This window comes from Nostoc cycadae WK-1, from assembly GCF_002897135.1.
Classification (GTDB): Bacteria; Cyanobacteriota; Cyanobacteriia; order Cyanobacteriales; family Nostocaceae; genus Nostoc_B.
The window spans coordinates 481,038-500,800 of sequence record NZ_DF978423.1; the positions used below are offsets into that span (position 1 = coordinate 481,038).

At 39.5% G+C, this 19,763-nt stretch carries 12 protein-coding genes; 4 read left to right on the forward strand and 8 right to left on the reverse strand.

Annotation, left to right across the window (positions count from 1 at the left end; translation table 11 throughout):
* Nucleotides 1-68: 68 nt before the first annotated feature.
* Entirely contained in the window at nucleotides 69-1,136 is a 1,068-nt protein-coding gene (locus NCWK1_RS06300) for a YheT family hydrolase (protein ID WP_187308071.1), read from the forward strand.
* A 188-nt stretch (nucleotides 1,137-1,324) separates the two neighbouring features.
* On the opposite strand, the gene NCWK1_RS06305 is transcribed toward NCWK1_RS06300, so the two are convergent.
* Nucleotides 1,325-1,939: a PEP-CTERM sorting domain-containing protein gene (locus tag NCWK1_RS06305; RefSeq protein ID WP_103124110.1), complete on the reverse strand. Its 615-nt coding sequence runs from the start codon at nucleotides 1,937-1,939 to the stop codon at nucleotides 1,325-1,327.
* 614 nt (nucleotides 1,940-2,553) lie between these two features.
* Here NCWK1_RS06305 and NCWK1_RS06310 point away from each other — a divergent pair.
* A complete protein-coding gene (locus NCWK1_RS06310) occupies nucleotides 2,554-3,846 on the forward strand; it encodes an alkaline phosphatase PhoX (protein ID WP_103124111.1) in 1,293 nt (430 codons plus the stop codon).
* A 328-nt stretch (nucleotides 3,847-4,174) separates the two neighbouring features.
* On the opposite strand, the gene patD is transcribed toward NCWK1_RS06310, so the two are convergent.
* A complete protein-coding gene (gene patD / locus NCWK1_RS06315) occupies nucleotides 4,175-4,534 on the reverse strand; it encodes a heterocyst frequency control protein PatD (protein ID WP_096581254.1) in 360 nt (119 codons plus the stop codon).
* A gap of 286 nt (nucleotides 4,535-4,820) precedes the next feature.
* Between patD and NCWK1_RS06320 the strand changes: the two genes are divergently transcribed.
* Nucleotides 4,821-7,091, forward strand: coding sequence for a RelA/SpoT family protein (locus NCWK1_RS06320; RefSeq protein ID WP_103124112.1), 2,271 nt, complete (start codon nucleotides 4,821-4,823; stop codon nucleotides 7,089-7,091).
* Nucleotides 7,092-7,130: 39 nt separating this feature from the next.
* Here the strand turns inward: NCWK1_RS06320 and NCWK1_RS06325 are convergent, their stop codons facing one another.
* From NCWK1_RS06325 to NCWK1_RS06335, 3 genes are all read right to left on the reverse strand, one after another.
* Nucleotides 7,131-8,795, reverse strand: coding sequence for an O-linked N-acetylglucosamine transferase, SPINDLY family protein (locus tag NCWK1_RS06325; protein WP_103124143.1), 1,665 nt, complete (start codon nucleotides 8,793-8,795; stop codon nucleotides 7,131-7,133).
* Nucleotides 8,796-9,412: 617 nt separating this feature from the next.
* Complete coding sequence (locus NCWK1_RS30050) at nucleotides 9,413-13,456, reverse strand: glycosyltransferase (RefSeq protein WP_103124113.1); 4,044 nt, start codon at nucleotides 13,454-13,456, stop codon at nucleotides 9,413-9,415.
* A gap of 69 nt (nucleotides 13,457-13,525) precedes the next feature.
* On the reverse strand, nucleotides 13,526-13,921 hold the full coding sequence (locus NCWK1_RS06335; protein WP_096581260.1) for a tetratricopeptide repeat protein: 396 nt from the start codon (nucleotides 13,919-13,921) through the stop codon (nucleotides 13,526-13,528).
* Nucleotides 13,922-14,551: 630 nt separating this feature from the next.
* Between NCWK1_RS06335 and NCWK1_RS06345 the strand changes: the two genes are divergently transcribed.
* Nucleotides 14,552-14,770 (forward strand): DUF4327 family protein, encoded by a 219-nt coding sequence (locus NCWK1_RS06345; RefSeq protein WP_096581264.1) that lies wholly within the window; start codon nucleotides 14,552-14,554, stop codon nucleotides 14,768-14,770.
* A 71-nt stretch (nucleotides 14,771-14,841) separates the two neighbouring features.
* On the opposite strand, the gene NCWK1_RS06350 is transcribed toward NCWK1_RS06345, so the two are convergent.
* The 3 genes from NCWK1_RS06350 to NCWK1_RS06360 all read right to left on the reverse strand — a co-directional run bounded on the left by NCWK1_RS06350 (nucleotide 14,842) and on the right by NCWK1_RS06360 (nucleotide 19,746).
* The gene (locus tag NCWK1_RS06350; RefSeq protein WP_096585400.1) at nucleotides 14,842-16,101 is read right to left on the reverse strand and encodes an FHA domain-containing serine/threonine-protein kinase; all 1,260 of its coding nucleotides are present in this window, start codon (nucleotides 16,099-16,101) and stop codon (nucleotides 14,842-14,844) included.
* Nucleotides 16,102-16,182: 81 nt separating this feature from the next.
* Nucleotides 16,183-18,171, reverse strand: coding sequence for a serine/threonine phosphatase (locus NCWK1_RS06355; RefSeq protein WP_103124114.1), 1,989 nt, complete (start codon nucleotides 18,169-18,171; stop codon nucleotides 16,183-16,185).
* A 249-nt stretch (nucleotides 18,172-18,420) separates the two neighbouring features.
* On the reverse strand, nucleotides 18,421-19,746 hold the full coding sequence (locus NCWK1_RS06360) for a PAS domain-containing sensor histidine kinase (RefSeq protein WP_103124115.1): 1,326 nt from the start codon (nucleotides 19,744-19,746) through the stop codon (nucleotides 18,421-18,423).
* Between the last annotated feature and the right edge of the window lie 17 nt (nucleotides 19,747-19,763).

Below are 19,763 nucleotides of genomic sequence, written 5' to 3' on the forward strand. Positions count from 1 at the left end.
TAAATCTAACATAAATATTAAAACTAAATGATGAAAAATCAAAACTTAAGATACACGAAATTGAAAAAATAATGTGTTATCCGCCCTACAATCCAGCTAAGTTCTTGCAAAATGGTGTAGCTATGACTGTTTACACCGCTTTTTGGGGAAAACGTTACTGGGAAAGCACCTCTTGTGATCCAGAGCCGCCCTATCATAAAACAATATTTCTAGGTGGGCAAGGTGTGCCTATTTTTAGCTGGGTGGCAATTCCCGAAAATGCCCACGGTACGATTATTGCAACTTATGGAATTACAGGCGAGTTAGAGCAGGAATGGTCGTTGAGGTTACTAGGACGCAAAGCTTACGCTCAAGGCTATGCCGTAGTTTTGTTTGATTGGCGCGCCCACGGTAAAACAGCCCAATTGTCACCTACTTTAACCTCTGATGGGTTGTACGAGGGTGAAGATTTTGTGCGTTTAGCGGCGGCGGCGGCGGCGATGGGATGTCCTAGTAAGTTTTGGTTTATGGGGTTTTCTTTAGGGGGACAGTTAGCGCTTTGGGGTTTAAAAGCAGCTGCGGAGTTAACGCAAGACGATGAAAATCTCGGTATCAAATACAGCGACATTGGTGGTGGCGCAGTTATTTGTCCAAGTTTGGATTCGTTGCGATCGCTCACCTATCTCACAAAAGACCGATTTGGTAGACTAATCGAAGCTAGTATTGTCCGTGAACTCAAAAAACTCGCTTGGCGAATTCATGATACTCATCCGGGAACTATTGACCCTCAAGCCATAGAACGGACAAATACCATCTGGGATTTTGACCACGAACTGGTAATAGAGAGACTAGGTTTTCCTAGTGTTGAAGCATACTACAAAGCCAGTAGCGCTCTCCAATTGTTACCAAAACTTACTAAACCAACCTTGATTGTCTACGCTGCGGATGATCCTTTATTTCATCCAGATATCATCCCTGAATTAGAAGCCGCCTGTAACCAAAATTCTGCCATAGATTTGCTACTTACCCGTTATGGAGGTCATGTCGGCTATTTAAGTAGCAAAGATTGTCAGTATCAAGCCCAAGACCCTGACCCTTGGTGGGCTTGGAATCGGATTTTACAATGGCTAGAACAGCAACGTACTGACCTTGTTTAACCGCCTTGCCATTATATTTCTTCTAGTTTAAAGTGCGATCGCCCGGAAAACTCAAATGGTAAAGTTCTGAAGCTCTCTTTAATAGAGAGCTTCAGGCTGTTTAGTTAGGAAATACCTGGGGAATGAAAGGTAAAATATTGGTCAATTACGGTTTTAATCAAGCTTGCATCAACTATTCAGCTTGCTGTTTAGATGGATGCTTGCTTTTTCTTGAAGAATCGGCTCAAAGAACCTGCTACTAACAAGCCTAAAATTGTACTTGGTTCAGGAACTGCTGTTGCTGTTAACTGACCACCAACATCTAACCGACAGTTGGGGAATGTACTACAGACCTCTGCTGACAAATCATCCTTCAAAAATATCGTAGCGTTTGGCAATCCTTGCTCAGGATTAACGTAAGTATAAAAAGATAGCCCTGTAACTTCCGTGGCAAAATCAATTCCTAAGTCAAAGCCGTTGGATGTATCAAAGTTACCTGTTTGTAGAACAGTACGAGAAACGGTATCAAAATTAAAATTAAAACTGCTGTTGGGATTGGGAAAATCGTAGTCAAAACTTTGCAGCAAACTTCCTGTGGGGTCGAAAAAGGCAATAGTGAAATCACTTAGCTCATTTCTGGTGACAACGCCTCCTAAGAAACTGTCGTCAAATGAGAAGTTACCTCTAGCTGAATAACCTTGTCCTCCCAGCCAAGATAAATCATAAGAAGCCGCGTCCGCTTGGGGAATGTTGATTACAGTAGCTAAAGAAGTGACAGCCGCCACAGCTAAGGTAGCTTTAAATTGGGTAAAAAATCTGTTCATTTTACTTAGTTAATGAGTGCAATATTAGGTAGATAAAAGCCAAACGAAACTTTAACTAGACTGGTTTGTATCTAGTTATTGTGTTCATAATTGAGGTTGTTTGCTGCTTAGTAATTACCTAAAACATTCTGGAAAAATTTTATCATTAGATTTAATTTCATCTAGATATTGAATAATTAATTATTTAAAAATAAGCAAAAGATTTTAATGTTTCATAAAAACGATATTTTTTAGATTATTTAAACTAATTTTAACCTTGACTTAACTATATTTTGTACCGCTACAAATAAGTGAATTTATGGCGATCACTATTCTCTAACCCTCTTAAGAGATAAGCATATATATTAACTTAGTGTTTAATCAATTAAATATTTACAACTGTTGTTTTATTTGTATTATCTTCTGCTAAAGCACTATTTGATTTAAAATTTTGCCAATTTCTGCATAGATATTTTGTAAAATTTTTTTGCTGCTATCGATGCTTTTTAAGAGCGCTATTAGCAGCATTTATAAATGTATTATGTCGACTTTTTATAACTCTGTTTTAAATAAAGCATTACCTAAGCTTAATCTATTTCCCATAACTTCTTCCAAGCATTTCCATTTGTAATCAAATGCAATTATCAAGACGTAAATTCTTTACATTAGCTGGGGCAAGTGCCGCTGGTACATTATTAGCCTCGCCTTTAGAAGCTCTTTATGCTAGACAAGCCAATGGTCAACCTATTTTTGGCACAGGTTATGGTGCGTTGGTTCCTGATCCTAATGGCTTGTTAGATTTACCACCTGGATTTCAATATCGAACTTTTTCTCGTACAGGCGAACTCATGACCGATGGTACTTTAGTGCCAGGCGCTCATGATGGGATGGCTGCTTTTCCAGGCCCCAGAAACACAGTTATTTTGGTTCGTAACCACGAACTAAGCCTCACTTCTAGTTCCCGCACCCAAGGCCCAAAACCCTACGATAATAAGGCCGCAGGTGGTACAACAACATTAGTTGTTGGTGCTAATCGCCAACTAATCAAGGACTTTGTTTCTTTGAGTGGCACCATTCGTAACTGTGCAGGTGGCCCAACTCCTTGGGGTTCTTGGATTAGCTGTGAAGAAGATACCACTAGACCTTCTGCTACTGGTGCAATACAGTATCACGGCTATAACTTTGAAGTTCCAGCTAGTGCGACCTCTGCGGTCACTCCAGAGCCTTTAGTTGCAATGGGAAGATTTAACCATGAGGCTGTAGCAGTAGACCCAAGAACTGGCATAGTCTATGAAACTGAAGATAGAGGAGATAGCCTGTTCTATCGTTTTATTCCCAAAGTACGCGGCAATTTAAAAGCAGGTGGTACTCTGCAAGCGTTGAAAATCGTCAATCAACCGAGAGTAAACACCTCTAACAGCGGTTTTATTCGGGGTCAAAAATTGGGTGTGGAATGGGTGACTATTCCCAACCCCAACCCACTAGATGGAGACACTGTACGATTGCAAGGTCGTGATTTAGGCGCAGCTACCTTTGCCCGTGGAGAAGGTATCTGGTATGGTAACGGAGAATTTTATTTTTGTTGTACAAGTGGTGGTGCTGCACAAGCTGGTCAAGTTTGGCGTTACATCCCCACACAAGAGACTATTGAATTGTTTGTCGAGTCTCAATCCAGAGATGTACTCGATATGCCAGATAACATCACGGTGGCACCTTTTGGCGATCTCATTCTCTGCGAAGATGGAGATGGCGACAACTTCTTAAGAGGTGTGACTCCCAACGGAGAAATTTATAATTTTGCCCGTAATGCCTTGAATGATAGTGAATTTGCAGGTGCTTGCTTCTCACCAGATGGTAGAACCTTGTTTGTGAACATTCAAACACCTGGGATTACTTTGGCTATTTGGGGGCCTTGGGCAAGAGCTTAGATGACAGAAACATTCCCGATATGAGATAGTCGGGGAATATTGACTGGAATAGTGTAAAAATGATAAACCGGGTTTTTCATGGCTCATCAGCCGAGATTTGATTACTCAAATCTGGAAAAAACCCGGTTTATATCTATTGTGCTTAAGTACGGGTTAGAGAAAATCTAACCACACAGACGCAGAGGCCACGGAAGAATGAGAAGTGAAGAGGGGTTTTGCGTAAGTCCGAGAAATTTCAGCATTAAATCTTCATAAACTTAAAGACTCTACGTTGGCTACAAGATTTCTTTGATCCTGATTCATTTAACGGCAAAACTTGACAGCCAGACTAATCTTCAGTGACTTCTGGTGTCTCTTGTTGCAGTATTGCATGGCAATATTGAATTAAGGTAGTGAGGCGATCGCTTATGGTTTGAAGTCTTGCTTGTGCTGTTGCAGTTTGCCGAGCGCCTTGCAAAAAGGTGACATCAATTTCTAATAAACGCAATTGTTTACTAATTTCCGTCCGAAAAGACTGCTCTTTTGAGTCTGCTGTTGCTAAAGGTACAATCTCTTGTTGAAATAACTGCTGCAAATCAGCAACACGCTGTCGCAGTTGACTTTTGTCAAGTTGCACAGCCGAGATATCAGAACGTAATTGCACTAATAAATTTGCTAGTGCTTGATATTTCTCACAATTTAAAGACATCTAGTGCCATTTAAGATAGTATTAATGACAAGAAATTTTTCTTCTACAGTATATCTTCTTGAACCATTACTACTATCACAAGCCTCAAATCCCCCTTTGAGGCTTTATTAGCCATCTATGGTTTGTCCAGCTTATGCTTGTTGAAAGCTAAAATGGATGACTACCACAGGCAATTGAGTCATCATCCTCACACTGCATTTACTACCCCCCATGAGGGAAACAGGATCATCACCAGATTGATGCTGTTAATTTCGTCCATCTCTACTATCCTCCGATCACCTCTTGTATGAGCGGCATAGCTATTAGTACTTCAATTGACGTTACACTTCCAGAATGGCTCAACAAATGTTTGCGAGAGTCATCACCAAGAAGTGGCGAAGCAGAAGAAAGAAGGCAGAATGATGCTTCGTTAATTTGTCGAGCATTTACCTTTGCCTACCAACTCCATCATGGACAATTTCGCAAATCTGGAGAACCATATATTTGTCATCCCGTCGCCGTAGCAGGTTTGCTACGTGATTTAGGGGGTAGTCCTGCTATGATAGCAGCTGGATTTCTTCATGATGTAGTTGAAGATACAGATGTCACAATTGAAGAAATCGAAGAGCTATTTGGCTCAGAAGTACGGCAGCTAGTCGAAGGTGTAACTAAGCTTTCTAAGATTAATTTTAAAAGTAAAACCGAAAGCCAAGCCGAAAATTTCCGTCGGATGTTTTTGGCGATGGCTCAAGATATCAGAGTTATTGTCGTTAAGTTAGCAGATCGTTTGCATAATATGCGAACTCTGCAATACATGTCAGAAGACAGTCGTCGTCGCAGCGCCCAAGAAACACGAGATATCTTTGCACCTTTAGCCAACCGTTTAGGTATTTGGCATATTAAGTGGGAATTAGAAGATTTAGCATTTAAATATCTCGAACCGGAAGCTTTTCGCCAAATGCAGCAGCATGTTTCAGAAAAACGCACGGCGCGAGAAGAGAAATTAGCTAAAGCTACAGCAATTTTGCGAGAACGTTTGCCACATGCTGGAATACACTGCTTAGATATTAGCGGTCGTCCCAAGCATTTGTATAGCATTTATCAAAAAATGCAGCGACAGCAAAAGGAATTTCATGAAATTTATGATTTAGCCGCGCTGCGAATTATTGTCCAAACGAATGAAGAATGCTATCGTGCTTTAGCTGTTGTTCATGATGCTTTTCGTCCGATTCCTGGTAGATTTAAGGACTATATAGGATTACCTAAGCCCAACCGTTATCAATCTTTGCATACTGGGGTAATTGGTCTGACTGGTCGTCCTTTAGAAATCCAAATTCGTACCCTGGAAATGCACCATATCGCGGAATATGGGATTGCAGCCCATTGGAAATATAAAGAAACGGGTGGTTCTAATAGTCCGTTCACAGCATCTGATGAAAAGTTTACGTGGTTACGCCAGCTATTAGAATGGCAAAGTGACCTGAAAGATGCTCAAGAATATTTAGATAGCGTCAAAGATAACTTGTTTGAAGACGATGTTTATGTCTTCACTCCCAAGGGCGATGTTGTATCTTTAAATCCTGGTTCTACCAGTATAGATTTTGCCTATCGCATTCATACAGAAGTTGGCAATCATTGTTCCGGCGCAAGGGTGAATGGGCGCATAGTACCTTTATCAACAAGGTTGCAAAATGGCGATATTGTGGAAATTCTTACCCAAAAGAATAGCCATCCCAGTTTAGACTGGTTGAATTTTGTCAGGACTTCTACGGCAAAATATCGGATTAAACAATGGTATAAGCGATCGCGCCGCGAAGAAAATGTCACCCGTGGACGAGACTTGTTAGAAAAAGAACTCGGTAAAACTGGGTTTGAGAGTTTGCTAAAATCAGACTCTATGCAGACTGTTGCGGAAAAGTGCAACTATCACAGCGTAGAAGATTTACTCGCAGGTTTGGGTTATGGCGAAATTACCTTGAATTTGGTACTCAACCGCTGGCGAGAAGTTGTCAAGGCACAGCAACCTGCCACAATGGTGATACCGCCATTTGTCCCTAAAGAATCATCAGCAACAGCCAAAGCTTTGCGAGAATTACCTCACAGTAGCTCCCGTGCCAGTGATTCGCCAATCGTAGGGGTGGAAGGTTTAGTGTATCATCTGGCTGGGTGTTGTACACCGATTCCTGGTGAATCAATTATTGGCGTAGTAACACGAGGACGAGGAATTTCTATCCATCGCCAAGGGTGTCATAATCTGGATAATGTGGAGTGCGATCGCCTAATACCAGTAAAATGGAACTCCGCTGTAGAAACTAGGGCGCGTCCCCACACTTACCCTGTTAATATCCAAATTGAAGCTCTTGACCGTGTTGGCGTTTTAAAAGATGTTTTATCGCGGTTAAGCGACCAAGGAATTAACGTCCGCCATGCACAAGTCAAAACAGCTATTGGACAACCAGCTTTAATGGATTTAGGTATAGATATACGCGATCGCTCCCAACTAGAACAAGTGTTTGTCCAAATTAAAAAAATGAGCGATATTGTCAATATTCGCCGTGTTGGTCAAAATGAGGAGTAGGGAGTTATTTTAGGTGACAGGTGACAGGGTATAAAATATTTACTCAGCACTCAGTACTTTCCTGTAAAAACTTTCTAGCCCAGTAACACAAGCCTGGTCATCAAATAGTAGATGATGATTCTGACTCATTTTTTCGGCTATGTTGTTTCGCCAAGTAGAGTCTAGACCTAGTTTGACGGCGATATCAATATATTCTGCGGCATTTTGCGCGATGGTGCCGGTTACTCCCAGCATTTTAAGAAAGCTATCGGAGTGACGACCACGCATAAATTCTCCTGGACAAGTGACAACCGGAAGATTACAAGCGATCGCTTCTAAGGTAGTATTACCACCAGACCATGTAAAAGTATCCAGATAAACATCTGCAAGTAAGTTAATCATCAAATAGTCTAAACGTTCTGGGATACTCAAAAATACACAGTAATCTTCACTATTCAAATTAATCGCAGTAAAGGCGCGTTGTAGTCGTGGCTGGAGTAAAGTTCCCCGCAAAAATACAAATTTCGCTTGCGGAACACGACGCGCAATTTCCGCCAAAATAAAATCATATTGTGGTAAATATTTAAACGGTGCTTGGCAACATAAATAAATTACCGCATCATCTGGAAGTTGAAAATCTGAGCGAGTTTTGATAATTGGAGGAATATAAGGTTTGGGGTAAGATACACCAATATTTGGTAAGCGAATTAGTTTCTCAGAATAATGTGCTTGTGCATTTTCTGTTTCCATTAACTCGCTAGATAAAAAATAATCAATTGTTGGTAAACCAGTTGTAACAGGATGTCCCCAAGCGACACATTGTACAGGTGCAAGCCGCAGTCCAGCAATTTGCATAGTTTGCGGATTCATGCCAATTTCAGGAAACACTAAAATATGTAAATTATCAGCAATTATTTGTTCACAAACACCTGACAAATTATGAGGAATATGGTGAAAAACATCGCTATATTCTTGAAATTGTTCTGTTACTGGATCTGGTTCATTTCCTGTATAGTAACAGTAAATTTCAAAGAGTTGATGATTACAGTAGCGCAGCCAACCAGTTAACCATAATGTACCGCTATAAGAATGTAAGAAATGGGAAACATAGCCAATGCGAATTTTTTGCTGTGGCTGGAGATTTGGTATGGATAAAGGCGCAACCCACTGGGGATAATTTGCAGCCATAATTTTATGGACTAATTGTCCATATTGACTTTGCAAATCTCGATCATTTTGTGCTTGATAAGATAGATAAAAGTTTGTCAGCCGACCTATACCAGCTAAGGCATTATTTTTTGATTCTGGAGTATTTAGGCTGGTTTGTGCAATTAAATCTTGTAATCCTTGGATATAGCGCTGGCGATAAAAATTTATTTCATTTTCATGATCATAAATACTGGGAACTGTTAAATATTTCAAGAGTTTAAAAGTATAGTCATCAGGGATCCATTTACAAGCATTCTCAGCACTAGCAATTGCTTCTTTGGTTCGACCATTACGACGCAGATCAATAATTAGCGAAAAATGTAAGCTACCTTCAGTAGGGTATAATGCGATCGCCTGATTCAGGGTTGCATAATACGCCTCTGTTTGCTGGGAACTTCTATAGCAATGAATCAAATTACCATAAATTTCTAAACTATAGATTTGAAATTCTAGCAGTTTTTGATATTGTGCGATCGCAGCTTGCCATTGTCCTTCTTGGCATAACTTATTAGCCAAATTATAAATAAGTTGAACTATCGATATATTACAGAATTCATCTATTGTATATTTTGGAATATTATCGGCTGGCGAATAACTTAAATCTTCCCTATTACCATCATTTAAAATAATTTGGGCAGATATCATCTCCCAACATTCAGCATCTAAACTGTCAATTATAGAAATTTCACATCCTGTACTACTTGTATCAGAATCATCTGACATCAAAAGATTCATCAATACGCCAGATAATACTAAATTAGCGATATCTTCAGTAACATTACTACTATCTATAATTAAATTTATCCTGTTACTGTCAGGATGATGATTCACCGTTTGAATCACCTTTTCTAAATTTAGACAAAGAGACTCTTCTGGCTGTGACCAATCAGGAAAGATAATTATATTTATATTACTTGTATTCAGGTTATCTAAATCATTGATGGATTCTTTTTCTGTACTAATCAATATAAATCCTCCGATTTTTAAATATTATACAAACAGATTTTGAGAATAAACATGAAACTTAAGTATGTATTAAAGCAATGGGTAACGCACCACTAAATAAGATGCGTTACGGCCAATTATCATTTTTTAAAACTGCCAAATTTTTGCATATCCGAAACACATTTTACTTAACTCTGTAAAACACAGAGTTGATTAATCAAGCTTTCTAGTTCGCAAGGTGGTAGTGATTCTATAGATAATTCTGCTAAAACCGCTTTATCTTCATGTTCCAAAATAATTCGGCTGTTGAGACGGGGTAATAAAGCTTGCCACTGAATATATGCTAAACTACCAACCAAAGAAATTTCTAGTCCCTCACTGATGTCCAAATCTTCTTCCATCAGCAGATTCATTGTAATTCCAGAGAGTAACAGTTCTGCATCCTCAGCAGAGATGTTACTTGTGTTGATTAGTAGAGTGGTTTTTTGGCTATCAGGATAAGTTGCGATCGCTTTAATTACAGATTCTAACTCTAAACCAACCACATCTTCTGATTGCGACCAATCAGGAAAAACAACTAGATTAATTTCCTTAAGATTTAAAGATAGCAGACTAGCATTAATCAAAGCAGTACTGACTATATTTGCCATCTTTGACCAAGAAAAGTTTTGTGCTTGTACTAAACCAGCCTCAATTAATGCTTGACGAATACTAGGTTTCTGCACATCACATAAAGCATTTGCTAGTCCATTTATATCATCATCATTCACATATATTACCGCCTCGCCTCCAACTTCAGGAATGGAAGCCTTTGGACAAGTAATCACGGGACACCCACAAGCCATTGCTTCAACAATTGGCATTCCAAAACCTTCATATTTAGAAGGATAAACCAAAGCCAATGCACCAGAATAAGCCGTTGCTAACTCTTCATCACTCAGCTGCAACATATAAACATTACTACCTGAAGTACAATCTCTAAACTCAGGTGCTAATATCCCACCACTACCTGTACAAATAATATCAAATCCATAACTACTAGCGAGTTGCGAAAATGCTTGAAAGAATAACATACTATTCTTATAACCATTTCCTGTACCAATTAAAATAAAGTAAGGTTTTGTAATGCCATATTTAGCTTTAAATACATTAACTTTCTCAAGTTTACTTGGCGAAAAAGTACTACTTACTCCACAATGAGCCACAGCAATAGACTCTACAGGTATCTCAGGGAAACAGTTTGATAAATCATGCGCTGTATGCTCTGAAATTGCTATGTAAGCCGATGCGTGCTGGATACCTTGATGTTTTACCTGCCACATAGGATTATCCATATTCCATCCCATCACTTCTGGAATCATGTCATAAGCCATGAATACAGAAGGTGTGGTTAATGGAGTGGTGTAGTAAGAAGAAATAAATAAATCTGCGCCTTCATCATCACAGATTTGTTGAAGCATCTGTTTATCAGCTTCAGTGTTGTTATAGTCATAATTGACAATATCTAAATACCTAACTCCAAAAATTTTAGGTGCAGTACCGCCACGATCAAGGACAACAATATGATTAGCAAATCCATTGGTTGCCCATTCTTCTAATAATGACTTCCAGACACGCGCAATCCCAGTTTGGTAGAGTTGAAAAAATATGCCATCAACAACAATTTTCGGAACCCTTTGTTTAAAGGTATCTAACTTTTCAAACCATACACCTGTGTAATCAATTGTGTGTAAATTAAATATCGCCTTTTTTTGATGTTCAAACTCATGTATTGCTTTCTTACAACCTTCCCAATGGCCATAGTCATCTATCTGAATTCTGCCATGAGGAACAATACTCTCATAGAGATTATTAAAAATGTCCATTGTTGATTCATACCAATCTCCATCAGCATGTAGAAAAGCAATACTGCCTATCTTGGACTTATACTGAGGTAATGTTTCTGCAAATAAACCTTTTACGGGTACAACAATATCCTGGACATTTAAACGTTGACAGATAGATTCTAAGTATTCTGCTATTGGAGCTTTTAAAGTACCAACACCATAGCCTGTCAGGTTTGCAGGTGTTCCATTACAGGAGTCAAATTCAGTCGGTTCTGGCATTCCTTCAAAAGTGTCGCAAGCATATAGCAATCTTGAGGATAAACTGTAGCGTTGGATAATAACTGCTAAAAGTGCTGCTGCTCCTCCTTTATAACTTCCGCACTCCACAAAATTGCCAGGGATATTTTCTAAACAAACTTGCTTTGCTAGAGAGTAAAGTGAATATAGCCGAGCTTCGCTCAGGAGAGTATATGGTCTGATAACATCTAAAATCTCCTGAAACTCGTTTATTGATGGAGTCTCAGATGTTCCACTGACAGAATAATGTTGTAAATGCTTTGGTAAATTCCAATTAACTTTTGGATCAGGCTGATGTTGCACTGGTTCAACGTTTCCACGCCAAGCTACCCCCATAATTTGCATAGTTTGGTAGACCATTGTGTTCCACCCTTTCTGCTTGAAGTAGTCTAAGCCTTGGGCTACATCAGGAGAGTTTAAATCATGAAATAGAATCAATGCGTCAGGTTCTGCTAATTGTTCGCAGGCGATCGCATCATTGAGTGGCCCTGGTGCTTCATGATCACCGTCAATGAATATCAAAGACCACTTACGTTGTAATTGCTGGGCTAACTCATCTACTTTTTGTGGGCTGTAACCAGCCACAAGATTTACTGAATCAAAAATACCAGCAGCTTGTAAAGAATTTCTTACACTGTCATGAATATCTTGTCTTTCTAATAGAGGATCTACTACATCTAATTCAACGCCTGCTAAAGCTAAATGACAAGCAGACCAACCAAGCCAACAGCCAATTTCTAAAGCTCTTTTACCCTTAAACTGAAGTGCTGTATTGTAGACAATATGTGCCTCATCTCGACTGAGAAATCCAATACTTGGTTGTCTCTGATCTACATACCAATTATGGGGAATCTCATTACGTAAATAAGGCCATTTACAAGTGCTTGGATCACCCACAATCATATTAGGGAAAAATTGGCTCGGTTGGATAATTTTTAAACCTGGTGAAACATAATCTCCATCAGGTAATAATGCTCTTTCAACTACTGCCATCGTTTGTTCTAGCATCCGTTCTTCTCTAAACATCTCTTCTGCTCTTGCCTTGCACGCTTGACCAATTGAGTAGCGTAACTGGTAATTAACTACCCAGTCTTCAAGAATGCTGACTAATTCACTAACTGTGGCTTGTGGATCAACTTTAGGGTCAGTCAGCAGTTTACCCGTCTCACCCAATTCTTCAGGAATACCACTCACGGCTGAAGCAATGACTGGTAATCCTTTAGCCATCGCTTCCATAACACATAAAGGCATTCCTTCTAATACAGAAGGGAAAACAAAAATATCAGCAGTGTTCAGCCAATCTGAAACGTCAGATCGCTGTCCTAAAAAAATAACTTTATTGCTTATTCCTAGTTGCTCAACTTCTTCTTTCAAGCTGATTTCAAGTTGTGGTTCAAAAATTCCAGCACCTATCCAAATAAAGTAAAGATTATTCCATATTGTGCTGTTGATTAGACGTTTAATTACCTCTAATTGAAACTGATAACCTTTTCGTGTTTCTATGCGAGCAGCAGTGAAGCAAACTACTGCATCTGAAGGAATATTTAGTGATTGTCGTAAAGTTTTACGTAAATCTAAATCACAATCAGTGAAATATTGTGGAGGTCGTCCGTAATAAATAACTTCACCTAATTTTTTAGGTAGCTTAAACAGTTGGTGTAATAAATTTAAATTCTCAAATGAAACTGCAATTACTGACTTAGCTTTATTATAGTGATGAGATAAGTGTTCTAAATAAATTGAGAACTGCTCTGCTAAGTGAGGTTCAACAAGACCTTCAATAATAATGAAAGGTATACCAAGTTGAATAGCAATGTGTTTAATATTTAAATTAGCAAAAGGATTGGTATTACTACAAATAATTAAATCAGGCTGATTACCTGATGTTGCTAAAATTTGAGATAAATTTTGAATAACTTCTTGAGTTAAGCAAATATGCTCAATCCCTAGATGTTTTTGCTGGCTGATTACACTATCATTTACTGTAAAAGGTTGTAGACAAGTAACTCGATAACCTAATTTGGCTAATTTACATAAAAGTGCGTGATTGTATTGTGCAACTCCACCAACTCCCGGATCTTCTGTAGATAATAATATATGTTGATTCATATTTGTTAATTTACTGTTATGGGTTACGTTCAACCAATATTTTTTTTTTTGATAGTAGTCAAATAAGCCTTAGCGATCGCTCTTAATTTGCTGCTTTTTGACATCTTCTAGAACAACTTTATAGTCTTGTCTGTCAGGATGCAGTTGCACTAACTTTTCCATCAGCGCGATCGCACCTTTGGTATCCTTTAAATGCAGTCGAGCTATAGCTAGTTTTTCTAAAGCAACTTGGTTGTTTGGTTCCCTTTCCAAAACTAGTTCATAACCCCGTGCTTGTTGCTGTAAAGAAGACTCAAGAGATACATTCTTTGTTGGAGGTTGCTGATGTGTTTGTTGTACCCCAGTAATCACCCCAAATACCGTAGAACCCACGAAAGATACTAAGCCTACTATCGTTAAAATCCTTTTCTTCTGCTCAATTTTCTTTTGTCGGGAAATAATATAATCATCCCCAGAATTAGACATGTATTAATAGTTGCTGTCAGAAATACTGAGGTGCCAGCAAGCCTCCAGTTATGAGAGTACCCAGCACCTTCAAGAAACTATCATCTAGATTGTAAAGTTTTTATAATTCTTCAGTGGCATACTCAAGCAATGAAATATCTAGCTAGGCTGCTGTTTAATCTCTATGAGAAAATTAATTATTTATAAATTTTTGTAATAAACATATCTACTGTTAGATGTTTGCGATATCTTTGATTACGTATAAAGATACGCGGTAAACTCTCCTTCGCCGTGTCTTCAAAACCTCAAACCAGCCGAAATCCTTGTTTTTCAAACAATTACTCACATACTGATGGCTGAGGTAGATAAAATTCTGTAACTTTAACTTGTGTTATCAGTGCAACTGTCAAGATGGCTCATTTTTTCGTTACGCATACACGATGACGTGTAAGGAAACTTCTCAGTTTTGTGGTGGTAATTACCGTACAAAACCGAATTTTCCCAAAAATAAGCAGTGTTTGTTATGGTATAGTTAGAAAGTTAAGACTAGCTTTACCAATTCCAACGCTCTACGCATCGATAACAATTGCCAAGCGGAAAGCAGTTTTGATTAAGCATTTACCCAAACGAAATCTGAATTCAATCTAGGTTATGACTCAGCAAGTAATTCACCCAATGGTGAAATTGCAGCGTAACGTGCAATCACTCGTAGAATCCAATATCATCAAACCAACTGATAGCATTTGGAAAATTGCCTTTCTCTATGGCAATGACTGGCAGCACTGGAAACAGGAACTGTTAGACTTTGGCTTCAGTATGCAAGACCCAATCAGTGAACTGCTATCAGTAGAAGCATGGGATGAAGAATAGGGAGTAAGCAAGGGAGACAAGGGGGAAATAATTATTTATTCCTCCCAACTCCCCAATTCCAACTCCCCAACCTATACCTTGCAAGCGGCTAATGCAGTAGTTAATTCCCTGGCAGTTTGATAGCGATCGCGTGGCAATGGCTCTGTAACACATTCAATCACCTCTCTGATTTGGGGTGTAATCGTGGGAGAGTTTGCCACATCAAACCGGAAATTTCGTCCTTTTTGGCGGAAAAATTTAAAAGGATTTTCCCCAGTCAGCAGAAAAATTAGTGTTGGCCCAATGGCATATAAATCTGATTGAATCAGAGGTTGTCCCCGTTCTTGTTCGGGAGCGCAATAGCCTTCTGCACCAATTCGAGTGCCTGGTGTCGTGCCAATTTCTTTAACAGCACCAAAATCTAGCACCACTATATGATTATTGGCATTTCGCACCATCAGGTTAGCGGGTTTGATGTCACGATGAATTAGTGGTGGTTCTTGGCTATGCAAATAGTCTAAAATTTCGCAGGTTTGAATCATCCAGGCGATCGCTTGGCCGGGTGTTACAGGCCCAGTCATCTGAACACGTTTTTCCAAATCTTGCCCATGAACTAATTCCATAGCCAAGTATTTTTTCCCACCTTCCACAAAAAAGTCGTAATACTTGGGGATACCTGGATGATTTAGTGATTTCAGCGTATGAGCTTCCCGCTCAAATAATTCTTGAGCTTTAGCAATTTTCGCCATATCAGCGTTCATTTGCTTTAAGACCAAAAGTTGCGGATTTCCAGTCATCCAACCTTTTGTATCCCAAGCTAAATAAGTGGTACCCATACCACCTTGTCCTAATGTTCGCAACACCTGATACTGACGAATCGTCTGTTGCACGACTAGTGGTTGACCACAATGGATGCAAAACAAATTTTGTGAAGAATTACCTTCATGGGTACAAGTGTAAGCGGCTCTGGCAGGGTCATGACTTAAAGACACTGATGCAGCTAATTGTTCTTCTGCTGTACTACTTTCGGGTAATATTTCTTGAATTTGAAATTGCAGTATTGGCCCTCCCTGTGCCAGTTGCAGAACTGCATTATTAGGTAGTGGACTTTGAATTACTAAAATGCCATTGAGGAAAGTACCATTTGTACCTTGGCTATATATCTGCCAAGATTCATCATTGTTATCAGCACTGATTTGCCTGAGTTCTAGATGATGTCGGGAAACCAAACTATCGGATAAAACCACATGATTATCCGCCGCTCGACCAATGCGAATCACGGCGGAGTTATCAAAGCACCACTGTTTCAGAGGTGTTTTGTTTTGTGGTTCTAACAGTGTCACAATAACCACAATAAAACCTGCATAAAAAATAGAGAGTAGCAATTAATAAGTTAAAAATTAAAAGGAAAAAGACTTTTAACTTTTACCTTTTTACTTTTGACTTTCCATGTTTGGGCGAACTTTTGCCCGTACAAGTATTGCAGTAATGTTGTCATGACCATTTTTTTGGTTTGCCAAATCAATTAATTCATTAACACCCCGTTCTAGGTTAGCGCCAGAACTTAGCAAAGGAAGTAAATGAGTATTCCAATGGGTTTCTAGTAAATCATTATCTGATAAACCGTCAGAAGCGAGAATTAGCAAACTATCTTCATTAATGTCAAAAAATTCAACATCGGGGTAGATAGCGCTTTCGTCACGCGGCCCCAGAGCTTGCGTTAATTGATAAGCATCTGGACGTGCATAAGCTATGCTGGGTTCTACTCCCCGTGCAATTTCTCGCTGTCCAACTTCATGGTCTACGGTGATTTGTTCTAGCCCTCGTTTGCGAGTTAAGCGGTAGAGTCGGCTATCTCCCACATGAGCAACTACTACTTCGGTATCCTGAATCAAGAGGATGACTAAAGTAGTACCCATACGCCCAACTCCCGAACGGGCATCTTGTTGATTTAACTGATAAATTGCTTCATTCGCCAAATAAACTGCCTCGCGCATATTTTCTTCAGTTGGGCGCTGATCAGTTGTCCAAAGTTCTTGGAAGTATTGCCTCACTGTGTTAACAGCCAATTCACTAGCTATTTCACCACCAGCATGGCCACCCATTCCATCGCAGAGGATATACAAACCACGGGCTTGGAAGACTCGGTTCTTGGGAAATTCTAGCTTTTCAACTTTCGTGTCAATCCCAAAGTAGTCTTCGTTGTGCTGACGCTGACGACCTACGTCTGTGCGTCCAACATCTTCTAGACTGCTTAATTGCATTGATAGCACAATGGTGGGTAAATCATCGCTTTTGCCAGCACTGTCTTCATCTCGTTCATTTTCTAACTGGATGATGGTGGGTGCCGTTGGATGTTGGTTGGCGGTTGGCGAAAAACTGGGAATTGGCGATGCTTCTAGTTCTGTGGCGATCGCTTCTAGACGCGATCGCAACTGGGCAATCATTTGAATTTTCCCTAATTTTAAATCCTCAAAAATCTGCAATACAGCACCAAATTGCGTACGTTGAGACTGCCTAAATAGCTCCTGCCAAATCTCACCCAACACTTTTACACTAAAAGGCTGTTCTGTCAGCGATAATGTCTCATCTTCAGTTTCGGCATTTACTTGTGCCTCAACCTCCCCATACAATCTTGCTAACGCTAGTGTTTGGTCTTCATCCAATCGCAGATTCGACAATTCCAGCAGACTTTGACGACATTTCATTGGTTCTAATAATGCCCAAAGCTGGGTCATTTGATAAAACCAATGTAAAATTTGTAACGAACTCGTGGTCTCTTCTTTCCAGAGTTCAATTAACCTTGGCCAATCAGAACGGTCTTCAATTAGCAAAATCTGGGTGTTACCTTCTTGCCAAGCATCGTGAATTACTGGTATTTCTGCTTGCCCTTTTGATTGTAATTGTACATAAGCTTTAGCTAACCGAGGAATTTTAATTTCTCTACCTGCGGATGTTAACAATCCTGTGTCTTGATTTTCTAATATTGCTTCAATAGGTGATATTTGATACGGTTGACAATCCAAAACTCGCACACAAAATTCTGTCTGGGTTGTATTCTCTTCTGAGATGGGTAGAGGTTTTAACAGTTGATAACGTTGTTCTTTATCTATGTAAGAACCTGCTTTTAAAACAGGTCTCGCAGCAAGCGGTACAGTATATTCCGTGGAAAGAGGTAAAGTTGGTAAATCATCCTGATCATCTTGCCAACTGCCTAATTCCCAGTCCCCGCTTCCTTCCTTTGTAATAATGGCCAACCAAATTTGCCCACATTCTGCACCGCAGTTATCACAACTTTGGGCATTCAATGGTACTTCTGTACCACATTCATGGCAAACCAGATGAGTTAGGGAGGTGCCACAGTTTTGACAAAATTTATTAGCTTTGGGGTTTTCAAATTTACACTGAGGGCAAATCAGCATAGTGGAAGTTCCTTATATTCCCGTTCCAAGGTGCTTCTAGCCACTAATATCCAAAGTGCCACAATTTAGTTGCCCCTGCCTACAGTAGACCTACAAGAGATTGTGGTTGCACCAGTGAATGTTGGTGGCAGTATTAATTGTGACGCATATTAGCTAAATATTTGAGATAACTGCAAATAAATTTTTGCTGATCAAATATTGTAAGCAATATTGACTTTGCTCATAAATTTTCTTTTTACTTTTACCTTTCTACTTTTTACTTACTTGGGTATGCAATGGTAATTGGATAGTAAAACAGGTACGATTTGACCCGCTTTCTACCTCTATTGTTCCTGCTAATTGCTTAATTAATTTCTGCACTAATGCCAGCCCTAATCCTGTGCCACCTTGTTTCCACGGATCATTACTAGGAATACGGTAGAATTTTTCAAAAATATGTGTTAATTCCGAACTGGAAATTTCTACACCCGAATTAATCACATGAAATTGGATATTTTGTAAGTTTAATTGGGTAGAAATAGTGATTTCGCCCTCTGAGGGGCTAAATTTACAGGCGTTAGTTAGCAGTTCTATGAAGATCCGCTCTAGGCTAAAAGGGTCGCAAGCCAGTGGCGGGAGATTAGGTGTGATACTTAAAATCACCCTTTGCTTACATATAGCGCGATTACGTGCTTGAAATAACTCTACAACCCGCCAAAGCCATTGTTGGACGTGAATAGTTTCTAATACCCAAGGTGTCGCGCTGGTATCTAACCGTTGTAAATCGAGAAAGTTATTAATCAGGTTGATTTCGCGATCGCACTCGTTATCTAAAATTTCAAAATAGCGAGATGCTTTTGAGCGTTCTGCTGCTGGCTTGGCCATTTCCAGCAAAAAATTTTGTTCTTGGTGTAGGGCAATTCCTAGCATTTGAATCGCCATTTTCATATTTGTCAATGGTGTACGAAGTTCGTGGGAGACTGTACTGAGAAATTCTTCTTTGAGGCGACTGAGGCTTTCCATTTCTGCCAACTGAGCCTGCATTGTAGTTTGGCTAGTTTGTTGGCTAACTTCTTTCTGCTTGTAAGTGGTGATGTCTTGACACACCATCAAAATCACGGAACTGTTCTCAGGACAGTCTTGTTCAGGCGATATTTGAACTGTAGTTTTTACCCATCTAATCTTACTATCAAGGCAGTTTAGGCGATATTCTCCATTAATAGAGTCATAGGGTTGAGCAGCACTGCAAAGCTCAATGAATACCTCAGATAGTTTTTCTTTGTCTGTTGGCTCAAACAGATTAAACACCGAGGTTTTGATTAATTGTTCAGGTGTGTAACCCAGACAGTTAGCTCCGAACTGGTTTACAGATAGAATTATTCCTGCTGCATTCAAACTCAGGTAAATCGTCGGTGTATTTTCATAGAGATGGCGATACCACTGGAGTTCTGCTTGTGTACGCCGTAGCATTTCTGCTGTGTACAGTTCTAAATCCGAGGTTCTTTCAGGCACAAGTTCCAAGCGAGCCGGAGGTGCTGACAAGGTATCTTGTTGTTGGTGGGTTTGATGCCAGAGCGATCGCTGATTAAAGCTCATAAGACGTAAACTTGTAC

Excerpts from the sequence above, each read along its gene's own strand:
- NCWK1_RS06305 (WP_103124110.1), bottom strand. The coding sequence starts at position 1,939 with ATGAACAGATTTTTTACCCAATTTAAAGCTACCTTAGCTGTGGCGGCT.
- NCWK1_RS06310 (WP_103124111.1), top strand. The coding sequence starts at position 2,554 with ATGCAATTATCAAGACGTAAATTCTTTACATTAGCTGGGGCAAGTGCC.
- patD (WP_096581254.1), bottom strand. The coding sequence starts at position 4,534 with ATGTCTTTAAATTGTGAGAAATATCAAGCACTAGCAAATTTATTAGTG.
- NCWK1_RS06320 (WP_103124112.1), top strand. The coding sequence starts at position 4,821 with ATGAGCGGCATAGCTATTAGTACTTCAATTGACGTTACACTTCCAGAA.
- NCWK1_RS30050 (WP_103124113.1), bottom strand. The coding sequence starts at position 13,456 with ATGAATCAACATATATTATTATCTACAGAAGATCCGGGAGTTGGTGGA.
- NCWK1_RS06335 (WP_096581260.1), bottom strand. The coding sequence starts at position 13,921 with ATGTCTAATTCTGGGGATGATTATATTATTTCCCGACAAAAGAAAATT.
- NCWK1_RS06345 (WP_096581264.1), top strand. The coding sequence starts at position 14,552 with ATGACTCAGCAAGTAATTCACCCAATGGTGAAATTGCAGCGTAACGTG.
- NCWK1_RS06355 (WP_103124114.1), bottom strand. The coding sequence starts at position 18,171 with ATGCTGATTTGCCCTCAGTGTAAATTTGAAAACCCCAAAGCTAATAAA.
- NCWK1_RS06360 (WP_103124115.1), bottom strand. The coding sequence starts at position 19,746 with ATGAGCTTTAATCAGCGATCGCTCTGGCATCAAACCCACCAACAACAA.